The 25,487-nt window shown below is 43.3% G+C and carries 24 protein-coding genes; 15 read left to right on the forward strand and 9 right to left on the reverse strand.

Annotated elements, in window-relative coordinates; translation table 11 throughout:
* Nucleotides 1-22 precede the first annotated feature (22 nt).
* Nucleotides 23-1,522 carry a SulP family inorganic anion transporter gene (locus QJS82_RS13045; protein ID WP_201563699.1) on the reverse strand — a complete coding sequence of 500 codons (1,500 nt, stop codon included), beginning with the start codon at nucleotides 1,520-1,522 and terminating at the stop codon, nucleotides 23-25.
* Between the two features lie 831 nt (nucleotides 1,523-2,353).
* Between QJS82_RS13045 and murD the strand changes: the two genes are divergently transcribed.
* Together murD and QJS82_RS13055 are read left to right on the forward strand one after the other, a co-directional pair.
* Complete coding sequence (murD, locus tag QJS82_RS13050) at nucleotides 2,354-3,787, forward strand: UDP-N-acetylmuramoyl-L-alanine--D-glutamate ligase (protein WP_281490774.1); 1,434 nt, start codon at nucleotides 2,354-2,356, stop codon at nucleotides 3,785-3,787.
* Nucleotides 3,788-4,203: 416 nt separating this feature from the next.
* Nucleotides 4,204-5,400, forward strand: a complete 1,197-nt coding sequence (locus QJS82_RS13055) for an FtsW/RodA/SpoVE family cell cycle protein (RefSeq protein WP_227670463.1) — start codon at nucleotides 4,204-4,206, stop codon at nucleotides 5,398-5,400.
* A gap of 120 nt (nucleotides 5,401-5,520) precedes the next feature.
* Here QJS82_RS13055 and gluQRS read toward each other — a convergent pair whose 3' ends face one another.
* The 6 genes from gluQRS to QJS82_RS13085 all read right to left on the reverse strand — a co-directional run bounded on the left by gluQRS (nucleotide 5,521) and on the right by QJS82_RS13085 (nucleotide 11,097).
* Entirely contained in the window at nucleotides 5,521-6,495 is a 975-nt protein-coding gene (gluQRS, locus tag QJS82_RS13060) for a tRNA glutamyl-Q(34) synthetase GluQRS (protein WP_281490775.1), read from the reverse strand.
* A gap of 268 nt (nucleotides 6,496-6,763) precedes the next feature.
* Nucleotides 6,764-7,201, reverse strand: a complete 438-nt coding sequence (gene dksA / locus QJS82_RS13065) for an RNA polymerase-binding protein DksA (RefSeq protein WP_201563693.1) — start codon at nucleotides 7,199-7,201, stop codon at nucleotides 6,764-6,766.
* 409 nt (nucleotides 7,202-7,610) lie between these two features.
* On the reverse strand, nucleotides 7,611-8,450 hold the full coding sequence (locus QJS82_RS13070; RefSeq protein ID WP_281490776.1) for a metallophosphoesterase: 840 nt from the start codon (nucleotides 8,448-8,450) through the stop codon (nucleotides 7,611-7,613).
* Between the two features lie 275 nt (nucleotides 8,451-8,725).
* Nucleotides 8,726-9,571 (reverse strand): metal ABC transporter permease, encoded by an 846-nt coding sequence (locus QJS82_RS13075; RefSeq protein WP_201619595.1) that lies wholly within the window; start codon nucleotides 9,569-9,571, stop codon nucleotides 8,726-8,728.
* A 69-nt stretch (nucleotides 9,572-9,640) separates the two neighbouring features.
* Nucleotides 9,641-10,393 carry a metal ABC transporter ATP-binding protein gene (locus tag QJS82_RS13080; RefSeq protein ID WP_438656734.1) on the reverse strand — a complete coding sequence of 251 codons (753 nt, stop codon included), beginning with the start codon at nucleotides 10,391-10,393 and terminating at the stop codon, nucleotides 9,641-9,643.
* Nucleotides 10,394-10,548: 155 nt separating this feature from the next.
* Nucleotides 10,549-11,097, reverse strand: coding sequence for a transcriptional repressor (locus QJS82_RS13085; protein ID WP_201619596.1), 549 nt, complete (start codon nucleotides 11,095-11,097; stop codon nucleotides 10,549-10,551).
* Between the two features lie 273 nt (nucleotides 11,098-11,370).
* On the opposite strand from QJS82_RS13085, the gene QJS82_RS13090 reads away from it, so the two are divergent.
* The 10 genes from QJS82_RS13090 (at nucleotide 11,371) to QJS82_RS13135 (ending at nucleotide 20,890) form a co-directional block, all read left to right on the forward strand.
* Nucleotides 11,371-12,219, forward strand: a complete 849-nt coding sequence (locus QJS82_RS13090; protein WP_348651571.1) for a metal ABC transporter solute-binding protein, Zn/Mn family — start codon at nucleotides 11,371-11,373, stop codon at nucleotides 12,217-12,219.
* A 378-nt stretch (nucleotides 12,220-12,597) separates the two neighbouring features.
* Nucleotides 12,598-13,005, forward strand: coding sequence for an ATP synthase subunit I (locus tag QJS82_RS13095; protein ID WP_281490778.1), 408 nt, complete (start codon nucleotides 12,598-12,600; stop codon nucleotides 13,003-13,005).
* Between the two features lie 734 nt (nucleotides 13,006-13,739).
* Nucleotides 13,740-14,606 (forward strand): F0F1 ATP synthase subunit A, encoded by an 867-nt coding sequence (gene atpB / locus QJS82_RS13100; protein WP_149490806.1) that lies wholly within the window; start codon nucleotides 13,740-13,742, stop codon nucleotides 14,604-14,606.
* 33 nt (nucleotides 14,607-14,639) lie between these two features.
* Nucleotides 14,640-14,888, forward strand: coding sequence for a F0F1 ATP synthase subunit C (gene atpE / locus QJS82_RS13105; protein ID WP_025651437.1), 249 nt, complete (start codon nucleotides 14,640-14,642; stop codon nucleotides 14,886-14,888).
* Nucleotides 14,889-15,005: 117 nt separating this feature from the next.
* Nucleotides 15,006-15,476, forward strand: a complete 471-nt coding sequence (locus tag QJS82_RS13110; protein WP_149490807.1) for a F0F1 ATP synthase subunit B — start codon at nucleotides 15,006-15,008, stop codon at nucleotides 15,474-15,476.
* Between the two features lie 13 nt (nucleotides 15,477-15,489).
* Nucleotides 15,490-16,113: a F0F1 ATP synthase subunit delta gene (locus QJS82_RS13115; protein WP_201619599.1), complete on the forward strand. Its 624-nt coding sequence runs from the start codon at nucleotides 15,490-15,492 to the stop codon at nucleotides 16,111-16,113.
* A gap of 91 nt (nucleotides 16,114-16,204) precedes the next feature.
* On the forward strand, nucleotides 16,205-17,749 hold the full coding sequence (gene atpA / locus QJS82_RS13120; RefSeq protein WP_149490809.1) for a F0F1 ATP synthase subunit alpha: 1,545 nt from the start codon (nucleotides 16,205-16,207) through the stop codon (nucleotides 17,747-17,749).
* Nucleotides 17,750-17,992: 243 nt separating this feature from the next.
* Nucleotides 17,993-18,874: a F0F1 ATP synthase subunit gamma gene (gene atpG, locus QJS82_RS13125; protein ID WP_201563679.1), complete on the forward strand. Its 882-nt coding sequence runs from the start codon at nucleotides 17,993-17,995 to the stop codon at nucleotides 18,872-18,874.
* Between the two features lie 50 nt (nucleotides 18,875-18,924).
* Nucleotides 18,925-20,358: a F0F1 ATP synthase subunit beta gene (atpD, locus tag QJS82_RS13130; protein WP_201563677.1), complete on the forward strand. Its 1,434-nt coding sequence runs from the start codon at nucleotides 18,925-18,927 to the stop codon at nucleotides 20,356-20,358.
* A gap of 115 nt (nucleotides 20,359-20,473) precedes the next feature.
* Nucleotides 20,474-20,890 (forward strand): F0F1 ATP synthase subunit epsilon, encoded by a 417-nt coding sequence (locus tag QJS82_RS13135; protein ID WP_201619602.1) that lies wholly within the window; start codon nucleotides 20,474-20,476, stop codon nucleotides 20,888-20,890.
* 178 nt (nucleotides 20,891-21,068) lie between these two features.
* Here the strand turns inward: QJS82_RS13135 and QJS82_RS13140 are convergent, their stop codons facing one another.
* Together QJS82_RS13140 and QJS82_RS13145 are read right to left on the reverse strand one after the other, a co-directional pair.
* Nucleotides 21,069-21,572, reverse strand: a complete 504-nt coding sequence (locus QJS82_RS13140) for an IS630 family transposase (RefSeq protein WP_068407314.1) — start codon at nucleotides 21,570-21,572, stop codon at nucleotides 21,069-21,071.
* Between the two features lie 13 nt (nucleotides 21,573-21,585).
* Complete coding sequence (locus QJS82_RS13145; RefSeq protein WP_025651424.1) at nucleotides 21,586-21,906, reverse strand: IS630 transposase-related protein; 321 nt, start codon at nucleotides 21,904-21,906, stop codon at nucleotides 21,586-21,588.
* 563 nt (nucleotides 21,907-22,469) lie between these two features.
* Here QJS82_RS13145 and QJS82_RS13150 point away from each other — a divergent pair.
* The 3 genes from QJS82_RS13150 to QJS82_RS13160 all read left to right on the forward strand — a co-directional run bounded on the left by QJS82_RS13150 (nucleotide 22,470) and on the right by QJS82_RS13160 (nucleotide 25,457).
* The gene (locus QJS82_RS13150; protein ID WP_021812806.1) at nucleotides 22,470-23,186 is read left to right on the forward strand and encodes a response regulator; all 717 of its coding nucleotides are present in this window, start codon (nucleotides 22,470-22,472) and stop codon (nucleotides 23,184-23,186) included.
* A 227-nt stretch (nucleotides 23,187-23,413) separates the two neighbouring features.
* Complete coding sequence (locus QJS82_RS13155; protein ID WP_201619603.1) at nucleotides 23,414-25,099, forward strand: ATP-binding protein; 1,686 nt, start codon at nucleotides 23,414-23,416, stop codon at nucleotides 25,097-25,099.
* Between the two features lie 178 nt (nucleotides 25,100-25,277).
* Nucleotides 25,278-25,457: a hypothetical protein gene (locus QJS82_RS13160; RefSeq protein ID WP_201619604.1), complete on the forward strand. Its 180-nt coding sequence runs from the start codon at nucleotides 25,278-25,280 to the stop codon at nucleotides 25,455-25,457.
* The last annotated feature ends 30 nt before the right edge of the window (nucleotides 25,458-25,487 follow it).

Consider the following 25,487-nt stretch of genomic DNA (forward strand, 5'->3'; position numbering starts at 1 on the left):
GATAACACCCATGCAGTTTTGCTTAATCCAAGAGCCCAATATCTCGGCGATCATGAATCGAAAAACGATCGATAAGGGTGCGGCTGGCGCTATTGAGTCCAACCACTTTGACATCAATGCCTTCGCGTTGCAAGCGCATGACCAGCTTGTCCAAAGTATCAACGGCACTGACATCCCAAAAATGGGCTTGGCTGACGTCAATATGTACGCTATCTAAGGCTTCTTTGGTATCAAAACTCTGCAAAAACTGCGTCGTTGAAGCAAAGAAAACCTGCCCTTGCACGTAGTAATAGCGGGTATTGCTGCTGTCGTCATATTCACTAAAGATGGTCAGGAATTGCCCAATTTTATTGGCAAATGCTAAGGCAGATAACAATACCCCAACGCCGACGCCGTATGCTAGGTTATGAGTAAAGACGGTGGTCAAAACCGTCGCTAGCATAACGATATTAAAGGACATCGGATGGGTTTTAAATTCACGGATAGATTGCCAGTTAAAGGTGCCGATAGAGACCATAATCATCACCGCCACCAGTGCGGCCATCGGTATCAGGCTGACCCAGTCACTTAAGAATACCACCATGATAAGCAGTACCACGCCAGCGATGAGCGTTGATAAACGCGTACGACCGCCAGATTTGACGTTAATCATCGACTGTCCAATCATTGCACAACCTGCCATCCCACCAAAGAATCCCGACACTACGTTGGCGATACCTTGACCGCGGCATTCTTTGTTTTTGTCACTTGGCGTGTCAGTTAATTCATCGACAATGGTTGCGGTCATCATAGATTCTAATAAACCTACGACGGCAAGCGCGATAGAATAAGGTGCGATAATCAATAAGGTATTCAAATTGAGCGGAATGTCAGGTAATAAAAACACCGGTAAAGAATCTGGCAAATCGCCCATGCTACCGACGTTACGGATGTCAAGATTCATATACATGGCGACCGCGGTCAGGCCAACGATACAAATCAGCGGCGATGGAATCACGCGTCCGATTTTAGGAATCAGCGGAAACAAGTAGATAATGGCTAAACCGGCTGCGGTCATGATATAAACCGTCATGCCGACGCGCTCAGTCATCGGGTTCAGCTCGGGCAACTGAGCAGCAAAGATCAAAATCGCCAGCGCATTGACAAAACCAATGACCACCGAGCGCGATACAAAGCGCATTAAGTTACCAAGCTTAAAGATACCCATGATTATTTGGATGACGCCGCAAAATAAGGTTGCCGCTAGTAAATACTGCAAGCCGTGCTCGGCAACTAAATCAACCATGACCAGCGCCATGGCACCGGTCGCCGCTGAAATCATACCGGGACGACCACCGACGAAACTGATCACCACGGCGATACAAAACGACGCATACAGACCGACTTTTGGGTCGACACCGGCGATAATGGAAAAGGCAATCGCTTCTGGAATCAAGGCCAGTGCGACGACCAAACCTGATAACGTATCACCGCGAATATTGGAAAACCACTCTTCACGTAAACTGCCAAAAAAAGATGTCATAAGTAAACTGCATAGGATTAGAGGCAAAAAAAGCAATCGTTCATCATTGAGCGTTAAAGCTGAGCGATAAAAGGATTGCATCGTGATTAACTATGTCGAGATGATATCGACCATAATTACGTTATAAAAAATAAGTCATCGTAATAGATGCTGATAATCGTTCTGTAAACAGGTACTCATGCAGCCATATGGCTGTGGCACTATTATTTGTTTGAGTAATTATTTGTTTGAGTAATTGCCTGCTTGAGTATTAGCTAACTACTTAGCTATCGACCTTTATAACGGTATCGCAAATGCCATCACCCATAATCAATATGATGACAGTCTTTAAAATGATGAATAAGTGTCCGCGATGGTCTGTTGCGGTAGAAGAAGATAAATAATCTGTCAGACGAAAACGCTACAATATAGGGCAGTGCTTGCCTGTCATACCATTATCACCATATGAATCGTTGCTGAAGAGATGTGACAATAGCGCGATACGTGTGACAACATGCTAAACTAAAATACTAGATTGCATACTTGGTCAAAATAGCTATTTAACCTAGCGCTTCCTATTAGGGCAGCTATTATAGCATTAGCGACTCAATATAAAAACAGGCGCATAATAACACAAAGTCTCAAAAAACCAGTACCGAAATCCGAGTGATACCTTTATGATGCTGTTCATCTAAAGCGCCTTATGCAGGCTATATATAGCGCGTATTTATAGATCTAAGCTTATAGGCAGTTTGTTTATAGAATCTACTTATAAAAGCTGTTTATAAAGCTGCTTATGAAACCGGTATGCTTGACACAATTTTGTTCGTCCAATAGATAGAAGGAATAGATATGACCGCCAGCACCGCAAAAGACGCCTTACTTCATAAAGGCAGTGGTTTACAAGTCGTGGTCGGTTTGGGGCAGTCGGGGCTGTCGGTGGCGCATTATTTGACCGCGCAAGGCTACCAAGTCGCTGTGACTGATAATCAAGTGAGCCCCACTTTAGCAGACCAATTACCTGCTGCGGTTGAGATTCGCCAATTTGGGGCGATAGATGCAGAGTTATTGCAACAAGCGGCTCGAATTATCATCAGCCCTGGCATCTCACTAAAAACAGCAGCAGTTGCCGCGGCGAAAGAGGCGAATATTCCGGTCGTCAGCGACATTCAGTTATTTTGTGAAGCGTGCCGCGTACCGATTATTGCCATTACTGGCTCTAACGCTAAAAGTACCGTAACGACATTGGTTGGCCAAATGGCGGCGGATGCAGGGGTGAATGTTGGCGTGGGTGGCAATATTGGTGTGCCAGCGCTGACTTTGCTGTCTAATAGCGAGATGGAGTTAGCGGTTCTTGAGCTATCAAGTTTCCAATTAGAGACCGTCACCAATTTAGGCGCACAAGTGGCAACGGTGCTGAATATGTCACCTGACCACTTAGACCGTCATGGCGATATGCTCGGTTATCATCAAGCCAAACATCGTATCTTTCAAGGTGCCAAGTCAGTGGTTATCAATCGCGAAGATGCCTTGACGCGCCCGCTGGTGGCGGATAATTTGCCACGTTTGAGCACGGGCATTCACGCCCCTGATAAAGGTCAGTATGGGCTTATTACCGACTCAGAAGGGCATACGTATTTAGCCCGCGGGACAGAGCGTTTGCTCTCGGCGGATAAACTGCGCATTAAAGGTCGTCATAATTTACTCAATGCCCAAGCAGCTTTGGCATTGGGCGAGCTTGCAGGTTTACCACTTGATAGTATGCTTAACACCTTGCAGGCATTTACAGGGCTTGAGCATCGCTGTGAATATGTCGCTACAGTCGATGGGATTGATTATTTTAATGATTCTAAAGGCACCAATATTGGTTCAACCATGGCAGCTGTCGAGGGCTTAGGAGCGGTATACGCACCTAAAGACGGTAAGCTATTATTAATCTTAGGTGGTCAAGGCAAAGGGCAACAATTTGGTGAATTAACGCCGTTTATCAATCAGTATGTCAGCCAAGTGCTATTTATTGGTGAAGACAGCCAACAGATTGAGCAGCATTTACGAGCAGCAGGTATCCGTGCTGACGATGTCTCATTACATCAGTGTCAGACGTTAGAAGGCGCTTTTGCGATGATTAAACAGGTCACAGAAAGCAGCCTATCACAAGTACAAGCGGTGCTCTTATCACCAGCTTGCGCCAGCTTTGATCAGTTTAGTGGCTTTGCTGCCCGAGGCGAGCACTTTAGTCAGCTTGTTAAGCAGTTAGACACTGTCTCACAAGGCAGTGTTTCTTAAGGCAGTGTTTATTAAGATATTGTGTCAACAGATAGTTGGTCTTCAGATAAGTTGCCATAAAAGAGCTTGTCGCTAGATAGCACGACCATCAGCTTTTATACTGTTTCGTTTATCGTTGTAAAAATGGCAGGCGTTTTTTGATAAATGATTGTTTTGCTTATGAATTGCTGCTACTGTCAAATATAAGCAGTAAGGCTTGCGACAACCCAGTGATGAATCAGATGACGAACCAAGCAGCAACCGAAGCACGTTGCCATGTCAGTACTTAATATTGACATGGTAAACTGCCAAAAAACGTGGTTTGTCACTAACTAGCTGTCTGCTATTATCTTTTTAAATAAAATCTATTTCATATTTTTTAAACGGTGGCGTTTTATAAACGCCGTGTTTTTTCGTTTGCTAGTGTATATAAAATTATGGCGCTCTCTTCTCTTTTTCGTTCGAACTCTCAATCGCCACAAGCTACTGGCTCAGATGGTATTTTGTCTATGCCATCAGCGCGCGCAATTTTATTATCGAGCGTCGGCTGTATGTTGGTGCTTAGCCTATTGATGGTGGCTTCTGCTTCTATTCCTTTTGCGCTCAGTCGCGGCATGAGCGAGCTGAATTTTTTCTATAATCAGCTCCTCTATATGGGTATTGGTCTGTTTATCGCCGGTTTTTCTTATAAACTGGTATCGTTAAAAAGGCTCTATAGAACTGAAACCCAGTTTATGCTGTTGGCGATTACCGGGCTCTTGTTATTTGCCACCTTATTTAGTACGCCTATTAACGGCTCGAAGCGTTGGCTGACCCTCGGCGGCTTTAACTTTCAGGTCGCAGAGCTTGCAAAGCTGGTGATGATTATATTTGTCTCAGACTTTGTGGTACGCCGCTCATTTGAGGTACGTAATGGTTGGGATGGCTTTTTACGCATTGCGATAGTGGTCGGGCTAATTACCGTTCTGTTACTAGCGCAGCCAGATTTTGGCTCGTTTGTGGTTATTATCGGTACTGTCTTTGCAATATTTTATATTGCTGGCGCGCCCTATAAGCAATTTATCGCGCTCGGTGCTGTCGCCGTTGGTGGCGCAGTATTAATGGTGGCGACTGTACAATATCGCCTCGTACGCGTGATGTCGTTTTTGGACCCTTTTGATGATGTGCAAGATACCGATTATCAGTTGGCACGCAGCTTAATCGCCTTTGGTCGTGGTCAGTTTACCGGTGTCGGTTATGGCGAAAGTGTACAAAAACTGTCGCATTTGCCAGAGGCACATACGGATTTCCTGTTAGCGATTACCGGTGAAGAATTGGGCTTTGTTGGCGTCACGATGATCTTGATACTTGAGGCGCTGATTATCGGTAGTGCCATGCGCATCAGTTATAATGCCCTTAAACGTCGCCAAATGCGTATGAGCTATACCGCCTTTGGTATCGCCGTGGTGTTTATTGCCCAGACGATTATTAATGCGGCGATGAATATGGGCGCGATTCCGACCAAAGGTTTGACCATGCCATTTTTTAGTTATGGTGGTTCATCGATGCTGATTAGCTTGGTGATGGTGGCGGTGCTGCTAAAGATTTATAAAGAAAGCCCTGAGATTGAGAAAAGCCAGTGTCGTTATTATTAAACCATTTAATGATAAAGTGCTAAATACTTTTATATTGTTTAAGACATTCTCACTCTAATCATTAACTATAAAAAGGCGTCGCTAATAGCGGCGCTTTTTCTATTAGGGCTTAGGACTATGTTATTCAATGCTAGGCATATTTAAAGACTGCATATTTTGTAGCGGTGAGTTATCCCATTGTGCAATCGCTTGCTTAAGCATATTTGTTGGGGTATCTCTATCAACGGCAGGCTGCTGCAATAGCTGTAAAGCATGAGTAATTAGCTTGCTTGGGTCGCGAGTATCAATCGGCTGGGCAAGGTTTTGTTTCGACAGCTTTTGACCGTCAGGACTGCATATCAGCGGCAAATGATACCAATAGTCGATAGCCGGTAAGCGCGCGGCATGCATGATGCTGATTTGGGCGGTGGTCATCGGTAAAATATCTAAGCCGCGCATAATATGCGTGACGCCTTGCAGGCCATCATCGAGACTGGCGGCTAAAATGTAATTAATCATGCCATCTTGGCGACGTACCACCATGTCTCCCAAGGTGTACTGCGGGTTATCCCATTGCATGCCTTGAATGCCATCTTTAAAGCCCATGCGATAATTTGGCAACTGTATACGTAGCTTATTTTGCGCTTTATCAAAACCTGCATTTAGACAGCAGCGCGGATAGCGTTGTCTGTTTAGAAGTTTTTGGTTTGCCTGCTGCGGGTCAATACTTTCTCCTATCGCTGTTCGCTCCCAATAACGCTCAAGACTTTTGCGTGAGCACTGACAGCCGTAGGTCAGCGGATAGAGACTTGAAGATAAGTAATCATTATAAATATCAATGCGTTCAGATTGGTAAATGACATCGCCATCCCAGTGTAGCCCGAGCACCTCCAAATCAATCAAAATCTGCTCAGTAAATTGGCTATCGCAGCGTTCAGTATCAGTGTCTTCGATACGTAAGAGCCACTTGCCACCGATAGATTTGATATGACAAAAGCTGGCAAGTGCCGTCGTTAATGAACCAAGATGCAGCTCACCAGTGGGTGACGGGGCAAAACGCCCGATAGGCTGTGATGACGATGCGGCTGCGGCTGTAGTTGAAATTTGAATTGGCATAGGAGTATGGATGGTTTTCAAAGTAGGCAGTATCAGTAGAATAAAAACATAGGATAATAAATATAGCGCCAAAAAGATATTTATCAAATATGCCTATTTTGTTGGTGGCGTGTCAATAAGCATCAAGTTCATCTATAACTGGCAATGTATAAAACGCATGAAAATAAAAAACAACAACATAAAACGCAACGAGCGACCAATAAATGGTCGCTCGTTTTTATATTAGAGTATTAATGACTGTTAAACTAGCTGGATTTAAGCACCTTATTTAAGCACCTTGGTTTTGACGCTCTTTAATCTCAGATAAAGTTTTGCAGTCAATGCACTGAGTTGCTGTTGGACGGGCTTCGAGGCGACGCAGACCAATCTCTACGCCACAAGTTTCACAAAATCCGTAATCATCGTTTTCAATTTCGGCGAGAGATTTATCGATTTTGCGAATCAGCTTACGTTCACGGTCACGCGTACGCAAGGTCAAAGCAAACTCTTCTTCTTGCGTGGCGCGGTCATTGATATCTGGCATGGCGCTAGACTCATCTTGGATATAAGTCTTGGTACGATCCGCTTCGCCAATCAGTTGGTGCTTCCAATCTAATAACATTGCCTTAAAATGCGCCAATTGCTCATCAGACATATACTCTTCGTCTTTGGCAGGTTCATAAGGGGTGAACTTTACATCACTCGGATTCGTGGTCAGGGTGCTCATATGGGTATCCTACTTTTTCAAATTAATTCAATAAAACGACATATCAAAAGACAAGACGTTATAAATTTATCAAACGCTATAAATTGTCCCTTTATAAAACGTTTTACCACTTAGTAACACAAGTAACACAGCTGATCTAATAATACGGTTATCTCGATAGGACGCGGGCGACCTATCAATGGTCAGGTATATTGTCATGAATTTATTTATTTAAATGCTTACGGTTAAATAAATAGACAAATCCCTGACTGTGAAAACTTAGCTTGTGGTCAAGTTAGCCATCCTAGCTATTATAATTTTGTCTAAATAAAGCTTAGACCATGCTTATTTTTCTTACATTGGCTAACAGTATAAGATACAGGCTCTGGCGATATTATTCTAGCCAAATTTTAGCCAATAAAACTGGTCGTCAAGTATCTAGTCTTTCGACCCAGCTTGCAACCTCTCCATTGTTGGCTAATTGCAACCAACGATATCCGGGTAGGGCGTTTTTATCATAAGCAAAATCGTCTTCAAAAGGCTTAAATTGATAGCAAGTAGACGGCGTGCTATACACCGTCACTCCTTGGTGCTGACGGACTTGCTCTTGGTGGGTATGCCCGCTGATAATCACTTTTAGATGCTCAAATGCCGCCATCCGTTGCCAAAAAGTATCGGCATTTTTTACCATATGCTGATCGATCCAGTCAGAGTCGACCGGTATCACGTGATGGTGTAAGGCGATGAGCGCAGGCTTCGTGCAAGTCTCTAGCTGCTGACATAGCCAATCAATGTCGGTCGCTGTCACCTCTCCTGCTACCTTGCCAGTAATGGAGGAATCTAATAACAGTATCTGCCAATGCTCCGTCTCAATCATATGTCGGCTTAGCAGGCGCTCATCGGTAGGTCTGGAAATCAGTTCACGCTGAAAAAATGGCAGCTCACTGTCATTTTCATCGGTGACATCATGGTTGCCCGCGATACAAGCGAAAGGAATGCCGGTCGCCTGCAACACCTTAAAAATATGGTCGTAAATCTCAGTTTGTACTTTATTGACCAAATCGCCTGTGACAATGATTAAGTCACAGCGCCGATCTTCGCTTAATGCTTGTTTGATAATTGCCTCAAAGCTGTACTGGCAAATCGCCACTTCACTACTGGTTTCGTCAACCGCCGCAGGCACATGGGATGATAAGTGCAAATCAGTGATTTGCAGAATATTTACCTGTCCGTCTGGCGTGCTGAGGGCGCTGGCAGGATAGCTAAGCATTGGATTTAGTCCCTTATCAATCAAAATCGCGTTAAAGCAAAACACCGTAGAAAGCATTTATTTTATTATATAAAGTCGTTAACTATATTCTTGATAATATTAGAGAAAGTTTATAACATTATGACGAGTAAAGCTCTAGCAATATTGATGAAATAAAGTTCGATAAAGGCGAAGTAAATAGCTGTCTTACGACGGTGATAATAAGTGCTGCGACCGCCATAAGCGCTGCCGGATATTTGAATATTTGAATATTTGAATATTTAATGGCGTGGCGACTAGTGGCGTGGCGACCAGAATTTTGCCATGAGGGATTTTGTACCTGATTTTATGCCTATTAGCTTTGAGATAATCAGCGCAATAAAAAATAAAATAGCGAGGACTAAAACAATAGCAAGTCCAGTCTGGATATCAAACCAGATACTGCCCCAAACGCCAAGCGTGACGCCAAGCTGGGCGATAATTAAGGCGATAATGACCATTTGTTTTGGTGAGGTTGACCAGAGACGGGCGGTCAGCGCGGGCAATACCAATAAACCACTGATTAATAAGCTACCAACCGCTTGCAAGGCAATGGCACAAAACCCCGCCAATACGCCCATAAAAAACAGCCGCTGACGAGTCGGATTGATACCCTGAATCCGTGCCAAAGCCTCATGAGTAGCCAGTTTGATTTGTGCCGGCCATATATAAATAAGTAGCCCCAAGCCAACCAAAACACTGGTTGCAATTAAAGGTAAATCCGCCCAATCAAGCTCAAGCAAATTGCCAAATAAAAAGCCTAAGACATTGGCTTGCTGGTCGGTCAGCTGGGTTAACGTTAATAAACCTAAGCACAGCAGCGATACCGCAACCACGGCCAACACCGCATCGACAGGCAAGCGCTCATCATCAATTAATACCAGTCCCAGCACCACCATCACACTGACAATGCCAATACCAATGCCCATGGGTAATTGCCATAATACTGCCAACGCTACCCCTAACAATGTCCCATGCGCCAGTGCATCGGCAAAAAACGCCATGCGGCGCCATAATACCAAGCAACCTAAGGGCGCAGAAAGTAAGGCTAAAATGCTGCCAGCAATCCAGGCAGGGGCAATGATGGCTAACCAAGCGGTCATAATAGATATCCGTAACATTTTTATAAAAAGGAATAAGGCGGTTGTTGCCTAAATAAGCTTGGTTGTCAATTATATCTCGCTTGGCGCATGATGCTCGCAAGCGTGTGGCTGATGGACATACGGCTGCTCATAATGATGTCCAAAGAGCTTTTGAAATTCTGAACTAATGGCAAGCTCGCTTGGTTGCCCTTCGCAGCAGATATGTTTATTGAGACAAATGACACGCCTGCTACCTTTCATCACCCAATGCAAATCATGCGAAACGACTAACATGGCGCAGCGTAAAAACTCCGGCAGCTCATCAATAAACTGATATAGCCAAACTTCCGTATCAGGGTCAAGCCCTTGCATCGGCTCATCTAAAATTAATAAATTGGGTTTGTCTAGCAAGGCGCGCGCCAGCAACACCCGCTGGGTTTCACCGCCTGACAGGTGCAGCATTTGCCGTGATAGCAGATGCGTTAAAGATAATTTTTCAAATATAAATTGACGCTGCTCAGGTGTTAGGCGCTTTTTGTCTGCTTGAGCCAATAAATCGCACACGCGTAACGGTAAAATGGGCGCGACCGTAAAGCGCTGCGGCACATAACCGAGCTGTAACGTTTGGTGCGGTGTTATCTGTCCATTCGTTGGCTCTATTAAGCCCAAAACCAGCTTAACCAAGGTTGATTTACCCGCGCCATTAGGACCGATAAGGCTGACCGTTTCATTGACAGCAATATCAATGTCGATATGCGAGAGGATGCGTTGCTGCCCGATATGGTAGCTGATATCGCTTAAGCTCAGCAGTTTGGTGGCATTATTCATCGTCTTATCACTCATATTAATGGCAGAGGATGGCTTGGTTGGGGAAGTCGCTAGGCTCATAGGGCAGTACTGATATGTTAGTGATAAGTGAGTAATGGAACCACAATAATAAGGATAAAAGCATCGCTAAGGGTAAAAGCGTCAACCTAAAATATTGCCCATCAACTATTTTATTGACACGCTTGGCAACGACCACTGAGCTCAATGACACTGCGCTCCACCATAAAACCGACGTCTTGTTGCGCAAAGCTCATGATTTCTTGCACCGGTAAACTGCTGCATTCTTGTACACGCTGGCACTGGGCACAGATTAAAAATGCTGCCGTATGCTGGGCGCGTGGATGACAGCAAGGCACATAAGCATTGATAGAGGTTAGCTGATGAATCAAACCTTCGCTTAATAAGAACTCCAAGCTGCGATAAACAGTTGGCGGTGCGACGTTTTTTGGCGTCTGACTGTTTGTCTGCTTAGCTGAAGCAGAAGTTTTAGCTTCAGGCTCGGTCAGGCGCATTTGTTGCAACTGCGTGATTAAATCATACGCACCCACAGGCTTATTGGCTTCTAACACCAACTGATAGATTTGTTGGCGCAACGGCGTAAAGCGCGCACCGCTTGCGCGACATTGCTCTTTTGCGTCCATAAGGCGCTCATTCACATCGGACGGCGTAAAATCTTGCACATCGTGTACATGATCGCAAACGGGTGAGTGACTAGACATGAAGCAAGCTCCTAAAAATGACCCAGCGCTTTTATAATTATCACCTTTATATCTACAAGGCACTTTAGTATAAGGCGCATTTTATGATGGTTTTTTATATTGTTATAGTATAACATAATAATATGCAAAGGCGGATATCGCGTTTGAACGTATCGGTACATACGCCTATTTTAATCAAAATAACGTCTCAAAACGATTATTCGCACTATTATTTATTAACCTTTAAAAGCAGCCATTATGATTTCATTTTTTAAAAGTTTTATACGTTTACCGATGAGCTTACAGCGCTTATTAGCGACAGGCGTCATTATATTTGGCTCGTTAATGATGAGCGCGCAAGCGGCAACGGTCAGTGTGAGTAATTATCCCCTGTTTTTATTAAGCCAAGCGGTCACAGAAGGTGCGCCATCTGCCAAGCAGTTATTGCAAGCAGGGGAGGTGGGGCATCACGGTAGTATCAGCCCGGGCGATATCAAAGCGATTCAGGACAGTAAGTTTGTGGTCTGGTTTGGTGAACCCTTAGAGAATAACTTAGCCAGCACTCTAAATAGCGCGCCCAATGCGATTGCCTTATTTAAGTTTGATGCCTTTAAACGTCATCCGCTCCGTGATATTAAAGGTAAACCACTCGCTGGCACGCTTGACCCGCATATTTGGCTCGATCCTGAAAACGCAAAAGCCATTACCCGTGCGCTTGCCGTCATTCACAGTCATGCCAATCCGCAATATAAAGCGCTTTATCATGCCAATGCGCAAAAATTTGCCCAGCGCATGAATAGGGCAGTGGCCGCAGCCAAGGCAAACCACGCGCAAAAACCTTTGCCGTATTGGGCCTATCACGATGCTTATCAATATATGGAAGACAGCGCTAAGTTACAGTTGATTGGCAGTTTAAGTACCGATCATCATTTAGCACCAAAGGCCAGTCAACTACGCTGGCTACATGAGCAGCGCCCAGCCAAGCAAATGTGTTTGGTCAGTCCAAGCAGCCCTGCCAAAGGTCTGCTCGCCAAACTCCAACCGGTTAAAAGTACGGTACAAGCAGAAGATATGAGCAACAGTAAAGACTTTGTCAGCGGTTGGCAAACGATGACGCAGCAAATTCGCCAATGTATCGCATAAATACTTCTCTATAAATGGCTTGCAAGATGGTAATTTATAAAGCTATTCAAAAAAGCTATTTAAAAGACTCGGTAAACAAGTAATTAAAAATGACATAAGGCGCATTTGCTTAATCATCATTAGCAAATGCGCCGATATAAACGCCTTGTTATTAATGTATTCGCGAGACTTTATCCACTCTGTAGAGCGTTCTTTATTGCCAGATAAGTAAATGCTTGATAAAAGGCATATTTTACTTGCTTAAAATTGCCTTGCTCCCTATAATAAGTGGCGTTTTAATTTGGTTAAAAGATAACGTCTGTAGAGTGAGGCATTCACGGATAACTTTGTCGCAACTGTGCTACATTATCCCCACGTTATAGAGCTATAGAAATATCGATGACCAAGCCTGCCAAACGCACCCAAAAAGATAAAATTGGTATTTACCTAAAACGCCAAGCATGGGTTTTATTTATCCTTATTGTGCTTGGCTGGATAATAGATGTCGCCTGGCTAGGTAGTGATAACAACACGCTGGTTATTGCAAAGAGTAACGCCATTGGTGCGCTACTTAGTTTTGCCACCCAAGCCGTGTTTGCTGGATTTATCTTTTGGTATACCGGATATCGCGCGCGCAGACACATTGTCAGCCAGCTATATCGTGGTCAGATGGTCAAATGGCTACTGACCGTGTTCGGTTTCGCACTAATTTTTATTACCATACAACCTCTATCAGCGCCTGCGCTATTCATCGGTTTTATGGTAATGCAGATTAGTCACAGTTGGATGTTGTGGCATATACGCTAGTATTTATAGACGATCATCGTTTTAATGGTCAATATTATAAATAACGTTAGTTTGTCATCCTGCGGTCCAACTTCTCTACGATTGCTGTTATAACGTCATTGATATATCAGAAAATGACTCAGAACCGTTTTTACAATAAAAGTATGAATATAGCGCTTATCTCAGCGTAAAGCGTCAAATAATTGCGATTACTAACCCCTTATCTAAACAGGGTTATCAGATATAATTAAATTATCAATAATGTATTATAGACGCAAAGCTATGTAAGCTAACGTTAACAGCGATTAACGTATTCATACAGTAAATAAAAAAGTCATAATTGACTTTACACGAATACCACGCTGCATTAATATAGGCAGCTAAATATCTTGCTGACAAGCGCTGTATTGAGCGTTTATCGTGATAAAACGATATAAGCAGACACATATATGACATTTTTGCGTACACATGCAAGGGCTATTACTGAATCATCATAAGCCCTTTTTTGATAGCTAAAATTTATCGGGCGTTATCGAATTGAGCAGTAGTCGTACATTGGTTATTCAGTTTGGTTAATGAGTAATAGCAGATTAATTAGATAGTTATGGGTTGGATGTTATTGGTTACATGAGTGCTGTCGCAGGATTTATTGATTTGCTTAGTAGTAGATTCACTAAAACCGCCAACACCTCATCAGATGACAACCATATTTTTTGGTAGTTGATTAAATCGTTGATTAATAAGAAGCTTACATTATGGCATCCGAGCAAACATCATCAGAATATATCTCTCACCACTTAACGAATTGGACGTACGGCTATCTGCCGGGCGAAGGATGGAAAGTTGCCTATACTGCTGAAGAAGCAGGTTTAATGGGTTTTAAAGCTATCCACCTTGACTCTATGTTATGGTCAATCGGTCTGGGTATTTTATTTTGTGCCATCTTTTGGATGGTTGCCAAAAAAGTTACTTCAGGCGTACCAAGTAAGACTCAAGCAGCGGTTGAGATGATCGTTGAGTTTGTTGATAACAACGTTCGTGATTCTTACAGTGGTACCTCAAAATTGATTGCGCCTTTGGCGTTAACCATTTTTGTGTGGATTTTCTTGATGAACTTGATGGATCTATTACCTATCGACTTTATTCCAAGTCTTGCAGGCCTAGTTGGCGCTGCGATGGGTCATGATCCACATCATGTGTTCTTCAAGATTGTTCCAACGACTGATCCTAATATCACCCTTGGCATGTCGTTCTCTGTCTTTGCGTTGATTATCTACTATAGTATTAAAGAGAAAGGGTTGGGCGGCTTTGTTGGTGAGTTAACACTGCATCCGTTTAGCGCCAAAAACCCAATCATGCAAATTATTTTAATCCCCATCAACTTTATCTTAGAGTTTGTTACTCTGATTGCCAAACCAATCTCATTAGGTTTGCGTCTATTCGGTAACATGTATGCTGGGGAGCTGATCTTCGTATTGATTGCCCTGATGCCGTTTTGGATTCAATGGGCGTTATCTGTACCGTGGGCAATTTTCCACATCTTAATTATTACCCTTCAAGCGTTCGTATTCATGATGTTGACGATAGTTTATATGTCGCTTGCATCATCAACTGAACATTAATTATACATTCAATAGGTAAATGAGGATACATCAATGGATCCAGTATTAGGTGGTTACACAGTTATCGCAGTAGCACTGCTTATCGGTCTTGGCGCACTTGGCACAGGCATTGGTTTTGCTATTCTAGGCGGCAAGTTCTTAGAAGGTGTTGCACGTCAACCAGAACTTGGTTCACAGCTGCAAACTCGTATGTTCATCGTGGCAGGTCTACTTGATGCCGTACCGATGATTGGTGTTGGTATTGCTATGCTATTGTTGTTCGCTAACCCTCTAGCAGGTTAATCAGAAAGCTCAGTTGTAAATGTTTGGTGGTCAAAGTTTGTATATTAAACATAGCCAAAGTTTGGCTATCAAATATGATCAATGAAACTGATTTTTCATTAACAAAGAGGTGATCACGTGAATATCAATTCTACCCTCATCGGTCAAGCCATTGCTTTTGCAATATTTGTGATTTTTTGCATGAAATTCGTGTGGCCACCACTTATCGGTGCCATTAATGAGCGTCAGCGTAAAATTGCTGAAGGCTTAAACGCCGCAGAAAAAGCAAAAGCAGATTTAGCGACCGCGGAGCAAGATGTACAGCAGGAGCTTAATCTTGCAAAGACCAAAGCTGCTGCTCTAATTGAGCAAGCGAACAAGAGCGCCAATCAGCTTGTTGAAGATGCAAAATCGCAAGCCCAAGCGGAAGGCGAGCGCATTCGTCAACAAGCGCAAGCCTCTATCGACCAAGAAATCAATCAAGCGCGCGAATCATTGCGTGCCCAAGTTGCTGAACTGGCTGTACTTGGTGCAGAGAAGATTTTGCAAGACAAAGTCGATGTGCAAAAACATGCCAGTATGTTAGACCAACTGGCGGCGAAGCTGTAATTGTGAGGATATCATGGCTGACTTATCAACCTTAGCACGACCGTACGCTAAAGCCGCGTTTGACTATGCCAATGAAAACGGGGTAGTAAATGAGTGGGAAAACTTCTTATTTATTGCCAGCACCGTTGTCAATGACAAGTCGTTCAGTACTTGGCTAGACAATCCAGCTGTTTCTGCTGAGCATAAGTCAGCTGCTTTGGTCGATCTTTATGATACAGAAGTAGCTAGCGCGAATGATTCTGCTTTTAAGCAGTTATTAGTCGAGACCCAAGGGACTCGTCATGACAGCAACGCCAGCTATCCAAAAGTATCAGTAGCACTTAGTAACTTCGTTAAACAGTTATCAGAACAAGAGCGTCTGGCGCTGCTTCCTGAAGTTTATGAGCATTATCGCCGTCACAAGGCAATAAGCTTAAAGCAGCTTGACGCTTATGTGACCTCTGCTTATCCATTAACCGATGCCCAGCGTGATACGCTGCAAACGCGTCTTGCTGCTTCGCTCAATGCGAGCGTGGTGATTCATGAGTCGGTTGATCCTAGTCTTTTGGCGGGCGCTACGATTAAAGTCGGTGACAAAATCATCGATGATTCGATGCGTGGCAAGTTACAACAGTTAAAAACACAGCTAACTGCCTAATGCCAATCATCAGTGCAGCTTAATAAAGCTTGCGTGATATAAGAGCATTTAAGTCAGTGGCGGGTTATCATAAATTAAAGGAAACAAGGCAATGCAACAATTGAATCCAGCGGAAATCAGTAATCTGATTAAGCAGCGTATTCAAGACCTTGATGCGGGTGCAACTGCAAAGAATGAAGGCACGATTGTCAAAGTATCTGACGGTATCGTGCAGATTCATGGTCTTGAAGATGCCATGTACGGCGAAATGATTGAGTTTGAAGGTGAAATCTACGGAATGGCGCTTAACTTAGAGCGTGATTCTGTTGGTGCGGTAGTATTAGGCGACTTCCTAAAACTACAAGAAGGTCAAAAAGCCTATTGTACTGGTCGCATTTTGGAAGTACCCGTAGGTCCTGAGTTGCTAGGCCGTGTTGTTGATGCTTTAGGTAACCCTATTGATGGCAAAGGTCCTATCGATGCCAAGATGACTGATAAAGTCGAAAAAATCGCCCCAGGCGTTATCGACCGTCAATCAGTAGATCAACCAGTAATGACTGGTTATAAAGCTGTTGATACCATGATTCCAATCGGTCGTGGTCAGCGTGAGCTTATCATTGGTGACCGCCAGACGGGTAAAACCGCGATGGCTATCGATGCGATCATTGCGCAGAAATCATCTGGTATTAAGTGTGTATACGTCGCAATCGGTCAGAAACGTTCTACCATTGCCAACGTGGTACGTAAGCTTGAGCAAACTGGTGCCCTTGAATATACGACTGTAGTTGTCGCTTCAGCGTCAGAGCCAGCAGCACTGCAGTATATCGCACCGTACTCAGGTTGTACGATGGGCGAATACTTCCGTGACCGCGGCGAAGATGCACTGATTGTTTTTGATGATTTATCAAAACAAGCCGTTGCTTATCGTCAGATTTCACTATTGCTACGTCGTCCACCAGGTCGTGAAGCCTATCCTGGTGACGTATTCTATTTACACTCACGTTTACTTGAGCGTGCATCACGCGTAAACGCGGCGTACGTAGAAAAATTCACCAATGGTGAAGTGGTTGGTAAAACCGGTTCTTTAACCGCGCTACCTATCATTGAAACCCAAGCTGGTGACGTATCTGCATTCGTACCAACCAACGTGATTTCAATCACTGATGGTCAGATCTTCTTAGAATCTAGCCTATTTAACTCAGGTATCCGTCCAGCAGTCAACGCTGGTATCTCGGTATCACGTGTTGGTGGTGCTGCTCAGACTAAGATTATTAAGAAACTGTCTGGTGGTATCCGTACCGCTCTAGCTCAGTATCGTGAATTGGCTGCATTTGCTCAGTTTGCATCAGACCTTGATGACGCAACGCGTGAACAGCTTGATCATGGTGAGCGCGTGACTGAACTCATGAAACAGAAACAGTATCAGCCAATGTCTATCTCTGAGCAAGCCGCAGTTATTTATGCGTCGAACGAAGGGTTCTTAGCGGACGTTCCTGTTGAAAAAATCGGTTCTTTTGAAGAAGCTTACTTACGCTATATGCATGATGAGCAGAGTGAATTGATGCGTGAGATTGATGACACTGCGAATTACAATGATGATATCGCAGGTCGTTTAAAGTCATCTTTAGAGACCTTTAAACAAAATCACAGTTATTAATTTAACGGGTTAAGCCTGAGTTGGTTAGCACTCTAGTTTAGAGTGCAAAAAGTGGCGCATTATCTGAAGGTTTCTTTTAAGGAATTCTCTTTTAAGATAGCAGCGCCACTGTTTTAACCAGCAATGGTCTAAGATTGCGTCATGCCACAAAATGTAAAGACATTATCCAATAAGTTCAGTGTTTTATATTAAATGATTGTTGCATACGCCCATGCTTTTTAACCCTCTTATATTGGAATCATTATGGCAAGCTTAAAAGAGATACGTGCCAAAGTCACCAGTATTAAAAGTACCCAGAAAATTACTCGCGCTATGCAAATGGTAGCCGCCAGTAAAATGCGCCGTGCCCAAGAGCGCATGGAAGTGGGTCGCCCGTATGCTGATAGTATGCGCCGGGTTATTTCGCATTTGGTGCATGCCTCATCAGATTACAAACATCCGTACATGGTAACGCGTCCAGTTGATAAAGTTGGCTATATTGTCATCACATCTGACCGTGGTTTGGCGGGTGGTTTGAATATTAACCTATTCAAAGCTCTATCTAAAAGTATTCAGCAATATCAAGACCAGTCTGTACAAGCCGAGTTTGCAGTGATTGGCGCTAAAGGCGTCAGCTTCTTCAAAAACTTTGGTGGTAAAGTCACCTCAGCTGTGACTGATTATGGTGATAAACCCACGTTTGAGCAATTAAACGCGCCGGTCCAAGCAATGTTAGAAGACTACAGTAACGGTAAAATCGACCGTATCTACGTGGTCTATAACCAGTTTGTAAACGCCATGACCCAAAAGCCGATTGTCAATCAATTGGTGCCTCTACCAGAGGGCTCATTTGGTGACGAAGAAAGCGGTATTCAAACAGAATTGAGCTGGGATTATATCTACGAGCCTGACATCAAAACTTTGATTGACCAATTACTTGGTCGCTATATCGAGTCGATTGTCTATCAAGCGGTAATGGAAAACATTGCCTCTGAGCAGTCTTCACGTATGGTTGCGATGAAAGCGGCGACAGATAATGCTGGTGACCTAATTAACGATTTACAGTTGGTTTATAACAAGCTGCGTCAAGCGGCGATTACCCGAGAAATCTCGGAAATCGTTGGCGGTGCTGCTGCTGTTTCATAACTGAAACCCTTTATAAAACCAACTATATACAGAAGTTCAAGGAGAACGCAATGAGTAGCGGTCGTATTGTACAGATTATTGGCGCGGTTCTTGACGTTGAGTTTAACCGTAACGAAGTTCCTCAGATTTTTGATGCCTTGCAAGTAGACGGCACTGAAACCACCCTAGAAGTACAGCAACAACTAGGTGATGGTATCGTACGTACTATTGCGATGGGTTCAACCGAAGGCCTAAAGCGTAACCTACCAGTGACCAACACTGGCGCACCTATTTCTGTACCAGTAGGTATGGGTACCCTAGGTCGCATCATGGATGTTCTTGGTCGTCCTATCGATGAAGAAGGTCCGGTCGCAGCAGATGAGCGTTGGTCTATTCACCGTGAAGCGCCAAGCTACGCGGATCAGTCAAACAGTACTGAACTACTAGAGACTGGTATTAAAGTTATCGATCTACTTTGCCCGTTTGCTAAAGGTGGTAAAGTTGGTCTGTTTGGTGGTGCTGGTGTTGGTAAAACCGTCAACATGATGGAATTGATCAACAACATCGCTCTAAAACATGAAGGGTTGTCAGTATTTGCAGGCGTCGGTGAGCGTACGCGTGAAGGTAATGACTTCTATCACGAAATGCAAGAAGCTGGCGTTGTAAACACTGAAGACTTTAGCAAATCTAAAGTTGCGATGGTATACGGTCAGATGAATGAGCCACCGGGTAACCGTCTACGTGTTGCACTGTCTGGTTTGACCATGGCTGAGTACTTCCGTGATACCAAAGATCCTGCCACTGGCAAAGGTCGTGACGTATTGCTATTCGTTGATAACATCTATCGTTATACACTAGCCGGTACTGAAGTATCAGCACTACTAGGTCGTATGCCATCAGCGGTTGGTTATCAGCCAACACTAGCTGAAGAGATGGGTATGCTGCAAGAGCGTATTACGTCAACGCAATCAGGTTCTATTACTTCTGTACAAGCAGTATATGTACCTGCGGATGACTTGACGGATCCATCACCAGCAACGACGTTTGCTCACTTGGATGCGACAGTGGTACTAAGCCGTGATATCGCTTCACAAGGTATCTACCCTGCAGTTGATCCACTAGATTCAACGTCACGTCAGCTTGATCCATTGGTTATCGGTGAAGAGCATTACAACGTTGCTCGTGGTGTTCAGGAAGTTCTACAGCGCTATAAAGAGCTAAAAGACATCATCGCCATCTTGGGTATGGATGAGTTATCAGAAGAAGATAAACTAGTTGTTTATCGCGCTCGTAAGATTCAGCGCTTCTTATCACAGCCATTCCACGTCGCTGAAGTATTTACCGGTGCACCTGGTAAATATGTTCCACTACGCGATACCATTGCAAGCTTTAAAGCAATCATCGCTGGTGAGTATGATAGCCTACCAGAGCAAGCTTTCTATATGGCTGGCGGCATCGACGAAGTAGTAGCTAAAGCTGAAAAAATGAAGTCTTCTGCAGCGTAAGTTGTACTCGTATTGACTAACGAGTAGGTATAATATAAACCTTATATCTACTCTTCAGTAACGCATCGCAGTTTTTACTGTTTTTTGATCGCGCTTTGATGGTAAGGAATTAAGTATGGCAACGTTACAATGTCGCGTCGTAAGTGCTCGTGAAGAGTTGTATTCAGGCGAAATTAGCATGTTAATAGCTAGTGGTACCGAAGGCGAGATTGGTATATTGCCAGGTCACACTCCGCTTATTACTTTGCTAAAGCCAGGTGCAATGCGCGTACAAACGCCTAACGGTGAAGAAGAAGTGATTTACGTCTCAGGCGGCGTGTTAGAAGTACAGCCAAAAATGGTCACCGTACTTGCTGATACTGCCATGCGTGCACACAATCTTGACGAAAGTAAAATCGTTGAAGCACGTAACAAAGCTGAGCAAATGCTGGTCAACCAATCTGATACTGTACAAACCAATGCGGCATTAGCGTCATTGGCTGAATCAGTCGCCCAGCTACAGACTATCCGTAAATACAAAAACCGCGCTTAGTCTTATAGTTTGTAGCAAAGGTTAGAGTTTTTCTTTAATTTTTCTACAATAATAAAAAAACAGTCCATCATGGGCTGTTTTTTTATACCTGTTGTTCTGATAGCTAGTATTTTGCTTATTTATATATCAATTTTAGTGTGCAAAGGCCATACATAGAAAGTTGCTATAGTCAAAGAACTTATAAATCGCCACACAGCCATAAGAAATAAAAGAACAGTGTGTCAACGCAATCTAGCCGCCACTCTTTACGTTTTTGTTTGACCCAAGCCCACATTTGCTCGATAGGATTCAAATCAGGACTGTAAGGTGGCAGCCATAAAATAGTGTGCCCTGCATCTTCTATAAGTTCAGTTGTGTCTTTGCGCTTATGGAAGGTTGCATTATCCATAACGATTACACTGTCTTTCGGTAAGCTTGGTAGCAGCAGTTGTTCAACCCAGCTATGAAATACATCACTATTGACACTGCGATCATAAAGTCCAACAGCGAACAGCTGATTATTGTAAATAGCACCTATCGCATTGGTTTGGTTTTTAAGCTGCCAGTTGTATTGTCCAAAGCATTTTTTACCTCTATTAGAGTAACCGTAAGGCCTGTTCTCATGAGACTTAAAGCCACTTTCATCAAGATAGATAATAGGCTTATCATCAAACTCAAATTGCGCTAACTTTTCAAGAAATATTAAACGTTTTTTATCATCTGCTTTTGGATGAGTTAAGCTCTTTTTTTTGAGTGATGCCGATTCGTTTTAATGCAATGCCTATCGCTCTTTGAGTACAATTAAAACGCCGAGCTCGTTCGTGCTGATAGTCATCAGGATAAGCCTCTACATCCGCTCTCAGTAATGCATCGTCTATTTTAGTTGGGGTAAACTGACGTTTTTTACGCTCAGGAAATTTTTTCCAACGCTGAATAGTGTTGGTGCTAATTTGATATTCCTCGGCAAGTTGTCGAATGCTATAGCCTTCTGCAAGCTTATTGAGGATCAGTTGTCGGTAGTCTTTTGAGTATGCCATATTATATACTGTAGCGGGTTTTTGTTTCTTTTACTATATATCAAGCAGGAATTCTTAATAACCAACCAATTTTTAGTAAATGAATGAGAAGTCACTAGCGACAATGACAATATATGGTTATATTAGGGGTTAGATAAAAATTTGCTCACGATAAAAGTTGCTTACACAGATTTTCGTTACATGCATTCTTATAAAATGCATTTTTAAAAGAGTGTCCTAATTATATCTATGTGAGTGAGAGGTTCAGTAGGGCAGGACGTTTGGCTGATTAGCAGCAAACGCTTATTTCATATAAATAATGCTATATGCCTTTTTATCAAGATAAAGGGTATAATTTTTGGACGCAAACTAAAGTTTTAATGGGTGTAGTTTATAGGTTTTGTTAACAACTATAAGCTATAGTATAGGAAGCTGTGTGTTTAATAGTATACTGTGCTACCAAGTTTGTAACCGCTATAACGACATCGATTGCAACAGGTTACGGATCGATTAAGTTACGGTGCTATTAATTTACCGCTCTTACTTTTACTGCTTTTAAATTAGATGTATTAGAGGATATAACAATGACAACGAATGAAGAAGACAACACCCCCCGAATCTTGATTGTTGAGGATGACGAGCGTCTGGCCATGTTGACCCAAGATTATTTGGTCAAAAACGGTTTAGAAGTGGCAATTGAAACTGATGGTAATCGCGCCATTCGTCGTATTGTCAACGAACAACCAGATTTGGTCGTGCTTGATGTCATGCTTCCTGGTAGTGATGGCTTGACCGTATGCCGTGAGGTACGTCCACACTATCAGAATCCAATTTTGATGCTGACCGCGCGCACAGAAGATATGGATCAGGTATTGGGTCTTGAAATGGGCGCTGACGACTATGTTGCTAAACCTGCGCAGCCACGTGTATTGCTCGCGCGTATTCGTGCGTTATTACGTCGCTCAGAAAACGCGCCATCAGAAGATGTGCCACAGCGTTTAGAGTTTGGTGAATTGGTCATCGATAATGGTGGTCGTTCAGTGAATCTAGGTGATGAGCTGGTTGATTTCACCAGTGCAGAATATGATCTATTATGGTTATTGGCTTCTAATGCCGGTCGTATCTTGTCACGTGAAGATATCTTTGAGCGCCTACGCGGTATCGAATATGACGGTCAGGATCGCTCAATTGACGTGCGTATCTCGCGTATCCGTCCAAAAATCGGTGACGATCCAGAAAATCCTAAACGTATCAAAACCGTCCGTAGTAAAGGTTATTTGTTCGTTAAAGAAGGCAATTAATACGTTATCTTTGATACAAGTATTTAGTCTGTATCACCTTTTAATAAAAAACCAGCATCATGCTGGTTTTTTATGGCCTAAATTTTAATTTTTAAACTTAAATGCTGTGTTATGTGCTTTAATTGAGCGATAATTATCGATGCTAGATATCTAGTATCAGGTAAGAAATGCCATAATCATTTATTATCTATTAATAATTTTTCTACATTAGGTTGGTCACGGCACGTATGTCATTAGTTTCTTCTCTTAAACATAGTATTTTTGTTCGTATCTATGCCGGACTATTAATCGTCTGCTTGTGTGTGGCATTGTTCGCCCAATTATTGATGGACACCATTAATAAAGAGCGCGTGCAGTCTTACCGTGAAAACATGGCGACGGGTGCCTTTCATATTGTCAGTGAAGGCATTGCGCATCAAGAGAGTGACTCTCAGCGCGAATATTGGTTGTCTGATGCGAGTAGCTTATTTGGCGCAGAATTTAGTATTGTGCCGATTAATGAGGTCGATTTTAATGCCAGTGAGCTGCGGCGCTTTGAGAAAGGCAATACTGTCGTGCGCTATGTCAGCCAGCCTGTTTATGCCGATGTCTATTATCGTTTGCCAGACAATCGAAATGTTTTAACGGCTCGCATATCGCAAGTGACTGAACAACAAGTACGTGCCATCGCTGTATTTTTGCTCGATGACTTATCGTACCATGCTACCTTGTCTGATAAGCGGGCGCGCTTGGCTGAGCTAGAGAAAAAGTTTGCTTTTCCCTTAGAATTTAAAGCGGTCACTACGCTCAATTTAGATCCTGACCAGATGGCACGTTTGCGCCGTGATGAGGTGGTCATTTTATTACAAGATACCAATACCAGTAAAAGTAACTCCTCAATCAAAGTCGTTGTACCGTCTGAAATCAATGATATGGCGATTTTAATTGGTCCGGTGCCGTTATTTAACTGGTTCCCGCTCAATCTGATTGTTAGTATGATTTTGATCAGTATGTTTTTAATCAGCTTGGGCGTATATGCGCTTATTTTCCCGCTCGAGCGCAAATTGCAATTGATTCAAGTCGGTGTCAACGAAGTTAGTAAAGGCAATCTGGATATTAAAGTGCAGGTCATCGGCCAAGATGAGATTGCGCGCTTATCCGCGACCTTTAATGCGATGACGGCGCATATTAAGCGCTTAATTGAATCGCAGCGTGAGCTGACGCGCGCGGTATCGCATGAACTGCGTACACCCGTTGCTCGTATTCGTTTTGCTGTTGATATGCTGGCAGATACCGATGATGAAGATTCACGCTTTATGCAGCGTGATTTTATTGATGAGGATATCGAAGCACTTAACGGCTTGATTGATGAGATTTTAACTTACGCCAAGCTTGAAGAGGGCTCACCGAAATTAGATTTAGAGCCGGTCAATCTGCGAGAATTGCTTGAGCAAATTGAGCGTGAGACCAATGCTTTAGGTAAGCCTATCAAGATAGTGACCAACCTGCCCAATGCTAAAGTAACGGCGGTTGCCGATAGACGTTATCTACATCGGGTAATTCAAAATCTTGCCGGTAACGCGCTACGTTATGCAGAGACGACCATTATCATTAGTGCTGGGGTCAAAAAAGGCAATGCTTTTGTCAGTGTGGAAGATGACGGTCACGGTATTCCAGAAGAAGATCGCGAAAAAGTCTTCATTCCGTTTTCACGCTTGGACGATAGCCGTACCCGAGCCTCAGGTGGCTATGGTTTAGGTCTGTCTATTGTATCGCGTATCGCCTTTTGGTTTAATGGCAATATGAAAGTCGGCGAGAGCCGTGAGCTTGGCGGCGCCCGCTTTGTCATGACTTGGCCTATCAAACCATTGACCCAAGTGCTTGCCGCCGATGAGCTTACCCAAGAAAAAAGTGAACGCGATTTCGATGCTTAATTAAGTCTATTTGAATGGCAATGATTACTAGGCATTAAAAGTGCTTAAACTTGTTTTGGTAGTGTGACTGGTAGAAGCTGATACATCATTGGCTAAAACAGCCGTGATTAATGATTGATTAACAACTGATGGTTTACGACAGCTTTTAAAGCAGATTAAAAATAGAGGAGGGCAAAGGATGCCGTATTTATTTGGTGGTTTAGTGGTATTGAACGCAGCAGCGCTCGGTTATTATTTATTCCTGCAACAGCCAACCAACACTGAGACGCTAAAGGCTGCGCAGAATGAAATAACCCAGCCTTTAGCCTTTACCAATAGTGCGGAGTATATTCCGCCTATCATTGGTACTAGAGAGTAGTACGGCTCGTTTGGCTAACAACTAATAATT

Origin of the sequence: Psychrobacter maritimus, from assembly GCF_029953575.1 — a bacterium.
GTDB lineage: Bacteria > Pseudomonadota > Gammaproteobacteria > Pseudomonadales > Moraxellaceae > Psychrobacter > Psychrobacter maritimus.